Origin of the sequence: Curtobacterium sp. MCSS17_016, assembly GCF_003234255.2 — a bacterium.
Classification (GTDB): domain Bacteria; phylum Actinomycetota; class Actinomycetes; order Actinomycetales; family Microbacteriaceae; genus Curtobacterium; species Curtobacterium flaccumfaciens.
The window spans coordinates 3506140-3521042 of record NZ_CP126254.1; the positions used below are offsets into that span (position 1 = coordinate 3506140).

12 protein-coding genes are annotated in these 14903 nt (G+C 71.4%); 2 read left to right on the top strand and 10 right to left on the bottom strand.

Annotated features, from left to right (window positions below; all coding sequences use genetic code 11):
• Positions 1 to 218 precede the first annotated feature (218 nt).
• Together DEJ19_RS16465 and DEJ19_RS16470 are read right to left on the bottom strand one after the other, a co-directional pair.
• Positions 219 to 1178 (bottom strand): hypothetical protein, encoded by a 960-nt coding sequence (locus DEJ19_RS16465; protein WP_111099524.1) that lies wholly within the window; start codon positions 1176 to 1178, stop codon positions 219 to 221.
• 108 nt (positions 1179 to 1286) lie between these two features.
• Entirely contained in the window at positions 1287 to 2588 is a 1302-nt protein-coding gene (locus DEJ19_RS16470) for an ROK family transcriptional regulator (protein WP_111232677.1), read from the bottom strand.
• An 85-nt stretch (positions 2589 to 2673) separates the two neighbouring features.
• Here DEJ19_RS16470 and DEJ19_RS16475 point away from each other — a divergent pair, with 85 nt between their 5' ends.
• Both DEJ19_RS16475 and DEJ19_RS16480 read left to right on the top strand, forming a co-directional pair.
• Complete coding sequence (locus DEJ19_RS16475) at positions 2674 to 3129, top strand: GNAT family N-acetyltransferase (protein ID WP_027466669.1); 456 nt, start codon at positions 2674 to 2676, stop codon at positions 3127 to 3129.
• A 13-nt stretch (positions 3130 to 3142) separates the two neighbouring features.
• Entirely contained in the window at positions 3143 to 3496 is a 354-nt protein-coding gene (locus DEJ19_RS16480) for an MGMT family protein (protein ID WP_258377346.1), read from the top strand.
• A 50-nt stretch (positions 3497 to 3546) separates the two neighbouring features.
• Here DEJ19_RS16480 and DEJ19_RS16485 read toward each other — a convergent pair whose 3' ends face one another.
• The 8 genes from DEJ19_RS16485 to sucC all read right to left on the bottom strand — a co-directional run bounded on the left by DEJ19_RS16485 (position 3547) and on the right by sucC (position 14821).
• Complete coding sequence (locus DEJ19_RS16485) at positions 3547 to 3975, bottom strand: DUF805 domain-containing protein (RefSeq protein ID WP_110863162.1); 429 nt, start codon at positions 3973 to 3975, stop codon at positions 3547 to 3549.
• Between the two features lie 37 nt (positions 3976 to 4012).
• Positions 4013 to 5812: an ABC transporter ATP-binding protein gene (locus DEJ19_RS16490; protein WP_111046521.1), complete on the bottom strand. Its 1800-nt coding sequence runs from the start codon at positions 5810 to 5812 to the stop codon at positions 4013 to 4015.
• 101 nt (positions 5813 to 5913) lie between these two features.
• Entirely contained in the window at positions 5914 to 7722 is a 1809-nt protein-coding gene (locus DEJ19_RS16495; RefSeq protein WP_027466673.1) for an ABC transporter ATP-binding protein, read from the bottom strand.
• Positions 7723 to 8305: 583 nt separating this feature from the next.
• Positions 8306 to 9940, bottom strand: coding sequence for a bifunctional phosphoribosylaminoimidazolecarboxamide formyltransferase/IMP cyclohydrolase (purH, locus tag DEJ19_RS16500; RefSeq protein WP_110863164.1), 1635 nt, complete (start codon positions 9938 to 9940; stop codon positions 8306 to 8308).
• A complete protein-coding gene (gene purN, locus DEJ19_RS16505; RefSeq protein WP_071404669.1) occupies positions 9937 to 10530 on the bottom strand; it encodes a phosphoribosylglycinamide formyltransferase in 594 nt (197 codons plus the stop codon). Before purN ends, purH begins: the two co-directional genes overlap by 4 nt.
• Before the next feature lie 41 nt (positions 10531 to 10571).
• Entirely contained in the window at positions 10572 to 12611 is a 2040-nt protein-coding gene (locus tag DEJ19_RS16510; RefSeq protein ID WP_111232676.1) for a cell division protein PerM, read from the bottom strand.
• A 141-nt stretch (positions 12612 to 12752) separates the two neighbouring features.
• Positions 12753 to 13640, bottom strand: coding sequence for a succinate--CoA ligase subunit alpha (sucD, locus tag DEJ19_RS16515; RefSeq protein ID WP_071404667.1), 888 nt, complete (start codon positions 13638 to 13640; stop codon positions 12753 to 12755).
• 11 nt (positions 13641 to 13651) lie between these two features.
• Complete coding sequence (sucC, locus tag DEJ19_RS16520) at positions 13652 to 14821, bottom strand: ADP-forming succinate--CoA ligase subunit beta (RefSeq protein ID WP_110863167.1); 1170 nt, start codon at positions 14819 to 14821, stop codon at positions 13652 to 13654.
• Between the last annotated feature and the right edge of the window lie 82 nt (positions 14822 to 14903).

The following is a 14903-nucleotide window of genomic DNA, read 5'->3' on the forward strand; positions in this document are numbered from 1 at the left end:
AGCATCCACGCGACCGGCCGGTGGCCGCGGGGTGAACGGGCGGTGTCCCGGGTCGCGACCGGTGCCCTGGACACGCGGCGTGCGGACGGGAGGCGCGGTGCGGGCCCGCACCGCGCCTCCAGTCCGCCCTGCGGTCGCGCTCACCGCATCCGGTGAACAGAAGACGTCGGGTCCGCACTGCGGACCCGACGTCTTCTGCACACTCGTTGCTCGAGGTGTCAGCGCTCGGTGACCTCCGAGAAGTCCGGCGTCCCGTCGGGCAGCGCGGGCAGGGGCGTGCCGTCGACGTAGCGGGGCCAGGCCAGGGCGCGGGAGGCCGACGGACGGGACGCGTAGCGACGCCCGTCGGACGCGACGACCGTCTCGGGCGCGGGGCCGGGGGTGGAGGCGCGAGCGGGAGCGGGCGCAGGAGCGGGCGGCAGCGGCACATCGGGTGCCGGTGCGGGAGCGGCGGGCGTCGGCGTCGCGCTCCACGCCGGCTGCTGCTCGGGCACCGGCCACGTCGCAGACGGCAGCGTGGCTCGCGGACGGAACAGGGCGTTGCTCAGGGGCACCACGACGGTCCCGAGCAGGTCGAGGATCACCACCACCCAGACGAGCCGCCAGTAGCCGCGGGCGTAGTCGACGTCCGGCGCGAGCAGCGGGATCGAGAGCAGCAGTGCGAGCAGGGCGATGACGCCGACGGTGGCCTTCGCGACGACCTGCAGGACGGGCGTCGGGTACCGCCGGTGGATCACGAGGAGCAGGTGGACGTGCAGGAGCGCCACCCGGGCGACGCCGACGAGCCAGATCCAGTGCCAGAAGTGCTCCAGGACGAACCAGATGCCGTCACCGGAGACGCCCGTCGGCACGATCCACACCTTGTACAGACCGGCGACGAGCAGGTACATCGACGTGGCGATGCTCGCGAACGCGAAGATCCCCGACCGCCTGGACGAGACATCGGCGTCGTACCAGGACAGCAGCGCGAACACGACGACCACGACGATCGTCAGGAGCAGCTGGACCGCGACCATGCCGAAGTCGCCGAGGAGCACCGCGGCGATGCCGACCAGGCCCGCGGCGACGACCGCGCCGATGATCGTCCGGAACACGAGTGGGCGCACCCTCGCCCACCGCGGGTCCATCGTGCCGTCCGTGTCGTTCGCGCTGTCCGTGGTGTCCGTGCTGTCCGTCATGTGTCCCCCGTCGATCCCGCACACCTGGCGGCTGCGTCGGATCGCAGCGTAGCGGGCCGGGGCGGAGTGCTCCGGCCGAGCAGGGCGCCGGGCGACGGCGCCGTGCCGTCAGCGCCGGATGAGCAGGGTGCTGGCCCGCGGCGAGAGCGCGGCGTCGAGCACCAGGCAGGCGGCACCCACGGCGGCGACGTCGGCACCGCGGTCGCTCTCCACCACCTGCACCGCGTGCTTCGGCACGAGCAGCGGCGACCCGACGATGGCGGTCCGCGCGGCCGGCAGGGCAGCGCTCGCGATGCGTGACCAGAACGGGCCGCCGAACACCACGCGGTCGATGTCGAGCAGGTTCACGATGAGGACGACGGCGTTGCCCATGACGGTGCCGGCATCGGCCGCGAGCGTGACGGCGGTGTCGTCCCCGTCCGCGATGGCCGCGGCGAGCTCGTCCCATGCGGCGTTCACGGCGTCGACATCGGCGGCATCGGCGGTGCCCCCGGCATCCGCACCAGCACCCGCCCCGGCCCCGGCACCGGCACCACAGCCGGACAACGCCAGCCCCCGCGACCGCGCGACCCGCACCAACCGGTCCGGCGCGACGGCTGCACCGACCTCGCCGCGCGTGCCCGAGCCGTCCGGGGTGCCCGCGAGCGACCCCTGGTCGACCATGATGTGCCCGGCGTCACCCGCGTTCGACCCCACCCCGCGCACGGGTTCGTGGTCGACGACGAGCCCGACGCCGAACCCGGTGCCGAAGTACACGAACGCGAAGTTCCGGGCCGAGGACTCCCCCGCCAGGAACATCTCGCCGACCGCGGCGGCCGTGACGTCCTTCTCGAGCAGGACCGGGTAGCCGGTGGCCTCGGCGAGCGCATCGCGCAGCGGCACGTCCCGCCACCGGGGCAGGAACGGCGGGTCGACCACGATGCCGGCCTCGACGTCGATGGGTCCGGGGCTCGCGATCCCGACGCCGAGCACGCTGTCGACGGCCACCCCGGCGTCGGCGACGAGCCCGTCGACGGCCGAGGCGATGGTGCGCACCACCTCGGACGGGTCGTCGGCGGTGGGGGTCGAGGTCGTGGACGCGGCGACGACGGTGCCGGCGAGGTCGAGCAGCACGTAGGTGACGACGGCCGGGTCGACGTGCACGCCGACCGCGTACCGGCTGCCCGGTTCGAGCCGCAGAATGGTGCGGGGCTTGCCGCGGCCGGACACGACGGTGCCGGACTCGACGATCATGCCGGCCTCGATCAGGAACCGGGTGACGTTCGACACGGTCTGCGCGCTCAGGCCGGTGCGGGCGGCGAGTTCGACGCGGCTCAGGCCGTCGGGCGAGCGGCGGACGGCGTCCAGGACCACGGTGCGGTTGAACCCGCCGATCGACGGGAGGTTCGCTCCGCGTCGATGCTCTGCCATGCCGCGACCATACCGCGGCAACGGTGCGGTCTCGGTCTGCCGTCGTCACTGGCTTCCGCAGGGTCTGCACCGTTAGCCTGGCCGCATGTCCGACCTGCGCCTGGAAGAACTCTCCGCGAAGACCGCTGCCGCGGCCAACTCCCTGACGCTCAAGCCGGGCCAGGAACAGTTCGTGCAGCCGACCACCTACGGGGTCGCCGAGTCCGACGTCAAGCCGAGCTCCGCGTGGACCCGTGTCGTCCTCGACGACGACGAGGTCCTCGGCCTGATCATCGGTTCGTTCGACGCCGACAACGCGCAGGAAGAGCTGCGCAGCTGCATCTGGCGCGTCAACGTGGCGGCGAGCGCACAGGGCCGGGGCGTCGGTCGCTTCGCCGTGCACGGCCTGGCGGACGAGGCGCGCAGCCGTGGGTTCGAGCGGCTGACGGTCGTCTACGAGCCGGGCGGCGACGACAGCCCCGAGGCGTTCTTCCGCGCCGTGGGCTTCGAGGTCGTGCGCGAGACCCAGTACGGCGACCACTTCGCGGTCCTGACGCTCTAGCACGCCCGACGACGTGCCCTCCGACGACGTGGCATCCGACGACGTCCCCGTCGACTTCGGCGCCGCCGTCGCCGAGGTGGTGCGGATGATCCCGCCGGGTCACGTCATGACGTACGGCGACGTCGCCGCAGCCCTCGGGTCGCGGGCATCGCGTGCCGTCGGCAAGGTGATGGCACACGAGGGCGCCGACCTGCCGTGGTGGCGCGTGGTGCGCGCGGGTGGGCACCCGCCGCTGCACCACGAGGCCCGGGCGCTCGAGCACTACCGCGTCGAGGGGACGCCGCTCGTGCAGGGGACGACGGCCTGGAGGCTCGACATGCGTCGTGCCCGCTGGTCACCCACCACGGACGCGGACGACCCGTTCTGATCCCCGGCCGCGCAGGTCGGCCCGCCAGGGTGCACCGCCAGGGTCCACCGTCAGCGGTCGAAACGCGCACCCTTCGGGTTCGCGGGCAGCAGGCACAGCACGTACACGATCAGTGAGCCGAGGCCCGGCAGCACGTGCAGGAACTGCCAGAAGCCGGACAGGTTGGCGTCGTGCAGCCGTCGGGCGCCGAGGGCGAGCGACCCGATGAGCGTCGCGAGCACCCACAGCATGAACAGGTACGAGCCGACGGGGTTCTCGAGCACCGGGGTGTCCGGCGTGAACACCTGCGGCACGAGCTGCAGCACGAGCCCGATCGCGAACGACGTCAGCCACCACCACCAGAACTCGGCGCGCGATGCCCGTCCGGTGAACACGGTGTACTTCCGCCAGAACCGTCGGACGGCCTCGGTGAAGGGGGCACCGTAGAAGGGGTCGTGCAGGGCGACGCCGCCGGGCTGCACCACGCTGTCGTTGCTCATGGAGCAAGCCAACCACGTGGTGCAGCCCGATCGGGGCCTAGACGAGCGAGTCGCGCCAGGCCGCGTGCAGCTGGGCGAACCGCCCGGTGCCGGCGATGAGGTCGGCGGGGGTGCCGTCCTCGACGATCCGGCCGTGTTCCATCACGAGCACCCGGTGGGCGATCGCGACGGTGGACAGCCGGTGCGCGATGATCACCGCGGTGCGGTCGGCGAGCAGGGTCTCCAGGCCCTCTTGCACGAGTCGCTCCGAGGGGATGTCGAGCGACGCCGTGGCCTCGTCGAGGATGAGCACCTTCGGGTCCGCGATGAACGCCCGCGCGAACGAGAGCAGCTGCCGCTGGCCCGCCGAGACACGACCGCCGCGCTTGTTCACGTCGGTGTCGTACCCGTCGGGCAGCGCCATGATGAACTCGTGCGCGCCGACGGCCTTGGCCGACGCCTCGATCTCCTCACGGGACGCACCGGGCTTGCCGAGCGCGATGTTGTCCGCGACGGTGCCGGAGAACAGGTAGGCCTCCTGCGTGACCATGACGATCGCGCGGCGCATGTCCTTCGTGTCGAGGTCGCGCAGGTCCACACCGTCGAGCTTGACCGATCCCTGGGTCGGGTCGTAGAAGCGCGCCATGAGCTTGGCGAGCGTCGACTTGCCGGCACCGGTCGACCCGACGAGGGCGATGGTCTGCCCCGACGGGATGTGCAGGTCGAACTGCGGCAGCACGACCTTGCCCTTGTTGTAGGCGAAGACGACGTCGTCGAAGTCCATCTTCCCGGTGGCGTCCGCCAGGCGGGTGGGCTTCACGGGGTCCGGCACGCTCGGCCGTTCCTCGAGGACACCGGAGATCTTCTCCATCGCCGCCGAGGCCGACTGGTACCCGTTGTAGAACATCGCCAGTTCCTGCGCCGGGTCGAAGAAGCGCTTGGCGTACAGCGCGACCGCGAGCAGCGCACCGACCTCGAGCGTCCCGCCGACGATCCGGAAGCCACCGACGATGACGACCGCGGCGAGCGTGGCGTTGCCGATGAGCACGAGCACCGGGTCGAAGGTCCCGAACAGGTTGAACACCTTCGTGTTCGCCACCCGGTAGTCCTCGACGTAGCCGCCGTACTCGTCACGGTTGCGGGACTCCTTGCGGAACGCCTGCACCGCCCGGATGCCCGTCATCGTCTCGACGAAGTGCACGATGACGCGCGCCGAGGTGACACGGGTGGAGCGGAACAGCGTCTGCGAGTTCGTCTGGAACCAGCGGATCAGGAACCAGAGCGGCACGAGCGACACCGCGAGCACGAGCCCGGACGTCGGGTCGAGCAGCACCAGGGCCACGGCGGTGAACGCCATGTACAGCACGCCCTGGATGAGCTGGTTCAGCCCGGAGTCGAGCAGCTCGCGGATCGAGTCGAGGTCACTCGTCTGGCGCGAGATGATCCGGCCCGACGTGTAGGTCTCGTGGAACTCGAGCGAGAGCCGCTGCGTGTGCAGGAACACCCGCTTGCGCAGGTCGAACAGGATCGCCTGGCTGATCCGTGCCGCGAGCACCGTGTACCAGGCGGTGAGCACCGCGCCGAGGACGGCCACGACGATGTACGTCGCGACGACCCCGAACGCCGGTACCCAGTCGTTCTGGTCCATCACCGCGGGCAGGGCGTTGTCGATGCCCCACGCGATGAGCGCCGGACCCGCGACGGTGCCGGCGGTCGAGACCACGACCACGATCCCGAGCAGCACCAGCCGGAGCTTCAGCGGTGCGGCGAGGGACCCGAGCAGGGCGAGGGACCGGCGCCGCAGGCGCTTGCTCTCGGCCTTCGTGAAGTCCTCACGCTCCTCGCCGCGCACGCCCATGGTGGTGATCGAGGCGGTGACGGGGGCGGCAGCCTGCTCGTCCGGAGCTTCCTGCGGGACGGACGCCGTTCCTCCCGGCAGGTTCTGGTCGGTCTGCTGGCTCATGCCATCGCCTCCTGTCGTGCGGTCGCGTCGTCGTCGTCGAGCGACGAGATGACGTAGCGGTAGTGCTCGTTGGTGGCCATCAGGTCGTGGTGGGTCCCGACGGCCGTGACGACGCCGTTCTCCATCAGGGCGACCCGGTCGGCCAGCGTCACCGTCGACGGACGGTGCGCCACGATGAGCGACGTGGTGTCGGCGAGCACGCGTCGCAGGCCCGCCTCGACCCGTGCCTCGGTGTCGACGTCGAGCGCCGACAGCGGGTCGTCGAGCACGAGCACCGACGGCCGTGCGGCGATCGCGCGGGCGAGCGCCAGGCGCTGGCGCTGCCCACCGGACAGCGACAGCCCCTCTTCACCGACCCGGGTGTCGACGCCGTCGGGCAGGTCGTCCACGAAGGACGCCTGCGCGATGTCGAGCGCCTCGCGCATGAGCGCCTCGGCCTCGGCACCCTGCACGTCCGGTCGACCGAGCAGCACGTTCTCACGCACGGTCGACGAGAACAGGGTGGCGTCCTCGAAGGCGACGCCGACGTGCCGGCGCAGCTCTTCGCGGGTGAGGTCGCGGATGTCGACCCCGTCGATCGTCACCGAACCGCCGGTCACGTCGTACAGACGCGGCACGAGCGAGAGCAGCGTCGTCTTGCCGCAGCCGGTGAGCCCGACGAGCGCCATGGTCTCGCCCGGCTGCAGCTGCAGTTCGACGCCGTTGATCAGGTCCGGGTACTGCGGTGCGGAGTCCTGGTACCGGAAGTGCACGCCGTTGAACGACAGGGCACCGTGCGGCTCGGCGATCGTCTTCGGGTGCTCCGGGTCCGTGATGGTGTTCTCGGAGTCCATGACCTCGAAGAAGCGGTCGACCGCCGTGCGGGTGTCGAACGTCATCGAGAGCAGGAAGCCGATCGACTCGATCGGGAACCGCAGCACCGTCGCCGTCGCGAAGAACGCGAACAGCTGCCCGACGCTGAGCTGCCCCTGCGACGCGAGCCAGATGCCGGCGAGCAGGCACAGCGCGAACGCGACGTCCGGCACGAGCAGCAGCCACAGCCAGATGCCCGCGATGGCCTTCGCCTTCTTGATCTCGGTGCCGCGCAGGGCCTCGGCCTGCTCGCTGAACTCCTCGAGCTTGGCGCCGCCGCGACCGAACGCCTTGAGCACGCGGATGCCGTGCACCGACTGCTCGACGCTCGTGGCGAGGTCACCGACCTGGTCCTGGCTGCGTCGTGCGACGGCGGAGTACCGGCGCTCGAACAGCAGGCCGTTGATCCACAGCGGGATCGACGCGATCAGGAAGATCAGCCCGAGGATCCACCCGAAGGTGAACAGCACGACGAAGCCGACGACGATCGTCACGATGTTCACGACGAGCAGGACGACGCCGAAGGCCAGCCAGCGCCGGATCAGCGACAGGTCCGACACGGAGCGGGACAGCAGCTGCCCGGACTCCCAGCGGTCGTGGAACGCGACCGGCAGGTCCTGCAGCTTCGCGTAGAGCGAGTTGCGCATGCTGGTCTCGATGCGGGTCGAGGGGCGCATCACCAGCCGGCGGCGCGAGGCGATGAAGAACGCCTCGAGCACGCCGAGGGCGAGCACCCCGAGCCCGGCGGGCCAGATCTGTGCCGAGTCGCGCGACGACAGCGGACCGTCGACGAGCCACTGCAGCACGTAGGGGATTGCGAGCGCCACCAGGGAGGCTCCCATCGCTGCGGCCATGCCGCCGATGAGGCGCCCCTGGTAGGGCTTCACGTAGGGGTAGATCCGCGCGATCGCGCGGAAGGTGGACGGGCGCGCCGTGGTGGGCGACTTGGACATGCGTTGCGTCCTCATGCGTCTGCCGGGTCCCCGGGTCGCGCTGCGCGGTGCGTGCTCGCTGCTTGCTTGCTGCTTGCTTGCTTGCTTGCTTGCTTGCTTGCTGCTTGCTTGCTGCTTGCTCGCGTCGCGCGGCTTCGGCCTGGAGGCTCGGTGTGGCGTTGCGTGGTGATCATCGGCCGGGCGCGTGGTCGCGTCTCCGCCGTCACTCGCGTGACGTCGGTCGGGCCGGAGGCACCGAGGGACAGTCGTCCCCCGGGTTCAGGCGGGTGGTTCGCGGACGCCGGTGGTGCTGCGTCGCGGGGCCGTGGGAACGGCCCGACTAGACGGCGGCCGCGGCGCGGGGCCGCGGTGCGACCAGGGATCGCCGTGCGGGAGTGGTCCCCACGACGGACACGAGACCTGCACGGGCGGCCGTCGCCACGGTTCCGGTCATGTTGTCCATCGTCACTCCAGTCGTCGTCTTCGTCACCGTTGTGTCCGCGGTGCCGCCGGTCCCGAGGGATCGTCGGCTGCCTGCCGCGGAGCCTTACAGACTATTCACAGTGACTCACGGCGCGCAATGGTTCGCCACCGATTGTTCACATCAGTGGAAGAAGTGGCGCTCGCTCGTGAAGTACATCGTGACGCCGGCGGCCTTCGCCGCGGCGATGACCTCGTCGTCGCGGACGCTGCCACCGGGCTGCGCCACCGCACGGACACCGGCGTCGAGCAGCACCTGCAGGCCGTCGGCGAACGGGAAGAACGCGTCCGACGCCGCGACGCTGCCGGTCGCACGGTCACCCGCGCGGTTCACCGCGAGGTGGCAGGAGTCGACCCGGTTGACCTGGCCCATGCCGACACCGACGCTCGCGCCCTGGTTCGCCAGCAGGATGGCGTTCGACTTCACCGAACGGCTCGCACGCCACGCGAAGGCCAGGTCGGCGAGGGTCTGCTCGTCGGCGGGCTCGCCGGCGACGAGGGTCCAGGTGGCCTGGTCGAAGCCCGTGAAGCGGTCGGCGTCCTGCACCAGGAAGCCGCCGGAGATCTGCTTGACCTCGCGGTCGGCGAGCGCGAAGTCGGCCGGCAGCGTGAGCAGGCGGATGTTCTTCTTGCGCGACAGGATCTCGAGCGCCTCGGGGTCGAACCCGGGGGCGACGACGACCTCGGTGAAGATGTCCTTGACGGTCTCGGCCATGGCGACGGTGACCGGGCGGTTCGCGGCGATGACCCCACCGAACGCCGAGAGCGGGTCGCAGGCGTGCGCGGCGGCGTGGGCCGAGGCGATCGGGTCGGCGGCGTCGGCCGGGGCGATCGCGATGCCGCACGGGTTGGCGTGCTTGATGATCGCGACGGCGGGCTCGTCGAAGTCGAACGCCGCACGGACCGCTGCGTCGGCGTCGACGTAGTTGTTGTACGACATCTCCTTGCCGTGCAACTGCGTCGCCTGTGCGATGCCGGTGCCGTCCGACGTCGTGTAGAGCGCCGCGGCCTGGTGCGCGTTCTCGCCGTAGCGCAGGGTCGCCGACAGCTCGGCCTCGACCGCCAGGTGCTCGTCGAACGCACCGGGGGTCCGGATGTCGCCCGCGGTCGTCGGGGCCGCGGCGGCGGTGACGACGTCGCTCGCGAAGTAGGACGCCACTGCGGTGTCGTAGGCGGCGGTGTGCGCGAAGGCCTGGGCGGCGAGGCGCTTCCGGAGCTCGAGCGTGGTGCCGCCGGCACGGACGGCCTCGACGACCTCGGGGTAGGACGCCGGGGAGACGACGATCGCCACGTTCGGGTGGTTCTTCGCCGAGGCACGGACCATCGCGGGGCCGCCGATGTCGACGTTCTCGACCACGGTCGCGGTGTCGGCACCCGACGCCACGGTCTCGACGAACGGGTAGAGGTTCACGACGACGAGCTCGAACGGCGCGATGTCGAGGTCGGCGAGCTGCTGCTCGTGCGACTCGAGCCGGAGGTCGGCGAGCAGGCCGGCGTGCACCGACGGGTGCAGCGTCTTCACGCGACCGTCGAGGGACTCGGGGAACCCGGTGACGCTCGCGACGTCGGTGACGGCGTAGCCCGCGTCACGGATGGTCTGCGCGGTGGAGCCGGTCGACACGATCTCGACCCCGGAGTCGGCCAGTGCGCCGGCGAGTTCGAGCAGGCCGGACTTGTCGCTCACCGAGACGAGTGCACGGCGGACCGGGACCACGTCACGGTCGCGGTAGAGGCTGGGGTCGGCTGCGTGCACGCTCATGCGCTCGGGGTGCCCTTCAGGTCGGTGGTGCCGTTGGCGATGTCGAGGATGGTCTGGATGAGCAGGCGGCGCTCGACCGGCTTGATGCGGTCGTGCAGCGTCGACTCGGTGTCGCCCGGCAGCACCGGGATGCGCTCCTGCGCGAGGATCGGCCCCGTGTCGACGCCGTCGTCGACCGCGATGACGCTCGCACCGGTCTCGGTGACCCCGGCGGCCAGGGCGTCCCGCACGCCGTGGGCGCCGGGGAACTCGGGCAGGTACGCCGGGTGGGTGTTGATGATCCCCGGGGCGAACTCGGACACCACGGCCGGGGGCAGCAGGCGCATCAGGCCGGAGAGCACCAGCAGGTCGGGCGACCACGGGCGGATCTGCTCCGCCAGGGCCTGGCCCCACTCGGCGCGGGAGTCGTAGCGGGTGAACGGCACCGTGAAGGTCGGGATCGAGAACTCCTCGCCCAGGCCGAGACCCTCGGCGTCACGGTCGGCACCGATGGCGACGACACGGGCGGGGTACTCGGCGTCGAAGGTCGCTTCGAGCAGGGCTCGGAGGTTCGACCCGGTACCGGAGATCAGGACGACCAGTTCGAGCACGGCACCAACCCTACCGGCAGGCACGCACGCGACGGGCGCTGTTACCGGTCGTCCTTCGGCTGCCGCCACCAGGGCAGCTCGTCCTCGGGGATCTGGTCGGTGACGTCCCACTTCGCCGGGCGGGACGGCTCCGCCGGCTTCGAGGCGGGCGCTCGGGTGTCGGGCGCGACGTCCACGCGGTCCGCCTCGGCCGTCTCGTCGACGTCGTCGCGGCCGGCCACGAACTCCTCGGTGCTCCACGGGAACGCCGGCTGGGCGTCGGTCGGCACCGGGGTGGGTGCGGGTGTGGACGCGGCTGCGGGGGCTGCGGGCCGCTCGGGGCTGGGCTGCTCCGGCTCGGCGTCGGAGCCGGTCACGCGGTCGCGGAGTGCACCGGCTCGTCCCCGGACCCCTTCGGCCGCACCGGCCAGGCGGTCGCGGAGGCCACCCAGGGCTGCTCGTCCGGCACCGCGGCGCTCCGGTTCGGGCTCAGCGGCCAGGCGGTCGGCGGCCACCGCATCGGTCTTCGCCCAGTCGGGGAGCTCGACGTCGTGGTCGGTGTCGCCGGCACGCGGTGCGACGAACGCGGGTGCGGAGGCGGGTCGTGCGGGCGCGGAGGCGGGCCGTGCGGGTGCGGAGGCGGGCTCGCTGCTGACCGGCTCGGTCACGTGTTCGGTCGTCGCACGGGGCCGTGCAGCGGTCGACCCGTCGTGGGACTCCTCGACCACGAAGCGGTGTACATCGGTGGTGCGCCCGGCACCGGCCTGGTCGAGCGCGGCGAGCAGGGAACCCGCACCGACGTCGACCCCGGCGCGCGCCGTGTCGTGGGCATCGTCGGGTTCGTCGGCCTCGGTCCAGCGCTCCCGCGTCCATCCGCGGTCCGGCAGCCGGACCAGGTCACTGCCCGCGGCGAGCGCGATGATCGCCGGCAGGCCGATCTCGAGTGCGGCGAACCCGCCGACCGCGAGGGCGTGCGGACCGACGTCGGCCAGGCGGCCGGGGCCGAACGAACCGGACGACACCCAGGCGATGAGCCCCGTGAGCACCCCGGCCACGAGTCCCGCGACGACACCGCCGAGCGCACGGTGCAGCGCGGAGTCGGCGGCGCCCAGGGCCCGCACCAACCGCGGCCGCATCGAGCCGCCGATCGCGAACCCGGCGATGACCGGCACGAGGATCCAGACGAGCCCGAAGGTGTGACCAGAGGTCGGCAGCGCGCCGAAGACCGGCAGGCCGGGGATCGGGCCCAGGGTCGTGGCGATCGGGGACACGCTCGACCCGGTGCCGATCGCGAACCCGGGGCCGATCAGCCACGAGGTGGCCCACCCGACGAAGTCCGGCAGGAACGCGAGCTGCCCGACGGTGAGTGCGACGCCGCCGATGACCCCGGCGTGCGACTGCTCGTACAGGGTGATGACCTCGGCGAACGAGGTGAAGAGGAGCAGGCCGACCAGCACCGCGGCAACCCCGACGACCACGGCGGTCGCGGCGGTCCCGGCGCGCAGGCCGAACCCGGTCACGGTCCGCCAGACGGCGGGGATGCGGTCGACCAGGTCGATGACCCGCTGGGTGCCGGCATCGGCGGGCAGGTCACGCCGACGACGACAGACCTCGGAGGCGGCGAGTGCGGGGATCCCGAACCAGAGCGCCGGCAGCACCACGGCCTGCCAGAGCGTGGGGCGGGTGGCAGCCGAGGTCGACGACAGTGCGACGGCCAGACCGAGGAGCGCGACGACTGCGGTCCCGACCAGCAGCCCGGTGGTGCGGTGTTCGGTCTCCGCGAACCGACGCCCGGCGCGTGCGCCGAGCCAGGCCGTCACGACCGCGAACCCGAGGGCTGCCAGGGTCACGTGGATGGGGTCGACTGCGCCGCTGACCCCGGTGCTCTTGGCGAGTGCGGACCCGAGCAGGAACGAGACGTCGACGCCGTGCCCGACGAGCCAGACGCTGCCGGTGGCCTTCCAGAACACGTCCCAGTCGACCTGCAGACCGTACTCGAACCCCCAGAGCAGCGTCAGGGGCACGAGGGCGATCCCGATGCCGACGCCGACCGTCACGACCGCCTCGATCGCGGCGAGCAGAGCGGTTCCCAGGCGGTTCATCGCAGCGAGGATACGTGCCCCTCGCGCGGCCGCCCCGGAGCCGCGCGGCTGCCGACGCAAAACACCGGTGTTCGCAGGACGAACGCGCGCAGGACGCGGTTCAACCGACGAACACCGGTGTTTTGCGGAACGGGCTGGCCGCTAGCGAGCGGCGACGACCTCGCGCAGCAGCGCGGCGGTCTCGGACGGTGTCTTGCCGACCTTGACGCCGGCGGCCTCGAGCGCCTGCTTCTTCGCCTCGGCGGTCCCGGCCGAACCGGACACGATCGCGCCGGCGTGGCCCATCGTCTTGCCCTCGGGAGCGGTGAAGCCCGCGACGTAGCCGACGACCGGCTTCGTGACGTGCGCCTTGATGAACTCGGCCGCACGCTCTTCGGCGTCGCCACCGATCTCACCGATCATCACGATGGCCTCGGTCTCGGGGTCGGCCTCGAACGCGGCGAGCGCGTCGATGTGCGTGGTGCCGATGACCGGGTCGCCGCCGATGCCGATGGCGGTCGAGAAGCCCAGGTCGCGGAGCTCGTACATCATCTGGTAGGTCAGGGTGCCGGACTTCGAGACGAGCCCGATCGGGCCCTTGCCGGTGATCGTCGCCGGGGTGATGCCGACGAGGGACTCCCCCGGGGTGATGATGCCGGGGCAGTTCGGCCCGATGATCCGGGTCGTGCCGCCCTTCGCCTTGGCGTGCGCCCAGAACTCGGCCGAGTCCTGGACGGGGATGCCCTCGGTGATGACGACGACGAGCGGGATCTCGGCGTCGATGGCTTCCATGACCGCGTCCTTCGCGAACGCCGGCGGGACGAAGACGATCGAGACGTCGGCACCGGTGGTGTCGATGGCCTCGCGCACCGAGCCGAAGACCGGCAGCGACACGTCGCCGTGGGTGACGGTGGTGCCGGCCTTGCGGGCGTTCACGCCGCCGACGACGTTCGTGCCGGCCTTGAGCATCAGGGCGGTGTGCTTCGTGCCCTCGCCACCGGTGATGCCCTGGACGATGACCTTGGAGTCCTTGTTGAGGAAGATCGACATGGTCAGTCCCTTCAGGCCGCTGCGGCGGCGAGTTCGGCGGCCTTCTCGGCCGCATCGTCCATGGTCGCGGCGACGGTGACGAGCGGGTGCGCTGCCTCCGCCAGGATCCGGCGACCCTCTTCCACGTTGTTGCCGTCGAGGCGCACGACGAGCGGCTTGGTGGCCGCGTCGCCGAGGATGCCGAGCGCGGCGACGATGCCGTTCGCGACGGCGTCACAGGCGGTGATGCCGCCGAAGACGTTCACGAAGACGCTCTTCACCTGCGGGTCGCCGAGGATGACGTCGAGGCCGTTGGCCATGACCTCGGCCGAGGCGCCGCCGCCGATGTCGAGGAAGTTGGCGGGCTTCACGCCGCCGTGGCGCTCACCGGCGTAGGCGACGACGTCGAGTGTCGACATGACGAGCCCCGCGCCGTTGCCGATGACGCCGACCTGGCCGTCGAGCTTGACGTAGTTCAGGCCGTGGGCCTTCGCCTTGGCCTCGAGCGGGTCCTCGCTGGCGGTGTCCTCGAGGTCCTTGTGGCCCTCGTGGCGGAAGTCGGCGTTCTCGTCGAGCGAGACCTTGCCGTCGAGTGCCAGGATCTGGCCGTCGCCGGTGCGGACGAGGGGGTTCACCTCAACGAGGGTCGCGTCCTCGCCCTTGTAGACGTCGTAGAGCTTGACGAAGACGTCGGCGACGGCGTCCTGCAGCTCCGATGGGAAGTTCGCCTGCGCGGCGATCTCGAGCGCCGCGGCCTTGTCGATGCCCGTCAGCGGGTCGACCTCGACCCGGGCGAGTGCCTCGGGCTTCTCGACGGCGAGCTGCTCGATCTCCATGCCGCCCTCGACGCTGGTGAGCGAGAGGTAGGAGCGGTTGGCCCGGTCGAGCAGCACGGAGAAGTAGAACTCCTCGGCGATGTCGGCACCCTGGGCGACCATGACGCGCTGGACGGTGTGGCCCTTGATGTCGAGGCCGAGGATGGCCTGCGCGTGCTCGAACGCCTCGTCCGGGGTCTTCGCGACCTTCACGCCGCCGGCCTTGCCGCGACCGCCGACCTTCACCTGCGCCTTGACGACCACGACGCCGCCGATCTTCTCGGCCGCCGCCTTCGCCTGCTCGGGGGTGTCGGCGATGATCCCCTGCAACACGGGGACGCCGTAGGACTCGAAGAGGTCCCTGGCCTGATACTCGAAAAGATCCACGCTGTTCTTCTTCCCGCACGGTTCGTGCGATCGGCATCGGTTTCCCGGTCGCGCACTCCACATCGAGGGTCGCTCGATGTCG

Excerpts from the sequence above, each read along its gene's own strand:
- DEJ19_RS16490 (WP_111046521.1), bottom strand. The coding sequence starts at position 5,812 with ATGGGCGTGCGCGGCGAGGAGCGTGAGGACTTCACGAAGGCCGAGAGC.
- DEJ19_RS16510 (WP_111232676.1), bottom strand. The coding sequence starts at position 12,611 with ATGAACCGCCTGGGAACCGCTCTGCTCGCCGCGATCGAGGCGGTCGTG.
- sucD (WP_071404667.1), bottom strand. The coding sequence starts at position 13,640 with ATGTCGATCTTCCTCAACAAGGACTCCAAGGTCATCGTCCAGGGCATC.
- DEJ19_RS16475 (WP_027466669.1), top strand. The coding sequence starts at position 2,674 with ATGTCCGACCTGCGCCTGGAAGAACTCTCCGCGAAGACCGCTGCCGCG.
- DEJ19_RS16470 (WP_111232677.1), bottom strand. The coding sequence starts at position 2,588 with ATGGCAGAGCATCGACGCGGAGCGAACCTCCCGTCGATCGGCGGGTTC.
- DEJ19_RS16495 (WP_027466673.1), bottom strand. The coding sequence starts at position 7,722 with ATGTCCAAGTCGCCCACCACGGCGCGCCCGTCCACCTTCCGCGCGATC.
- DEJ19_RS16485 (WP_110863162.1), bottom strand. The coding sequence starts at position 3,975 with ATGAGCAACGACAGCGTGGTGCAGCCCGGCGGCGTCGCCCTGCACGAC.
- DEJ19_RS16465 (WP_111099524.1), bottom strand. The coding sequence starts at position 1,178 with ATGACGGACAGCACGGACACCACGGACAGCGCGAACGACACGGACGGC.
- purH (WP_110863164.1), bottom strand. The coding sequence starts at position 9,940 with ATGAGCGTGCACGCAGCCGACCCCAGCCTCTACCGCGACCGTGACGTG.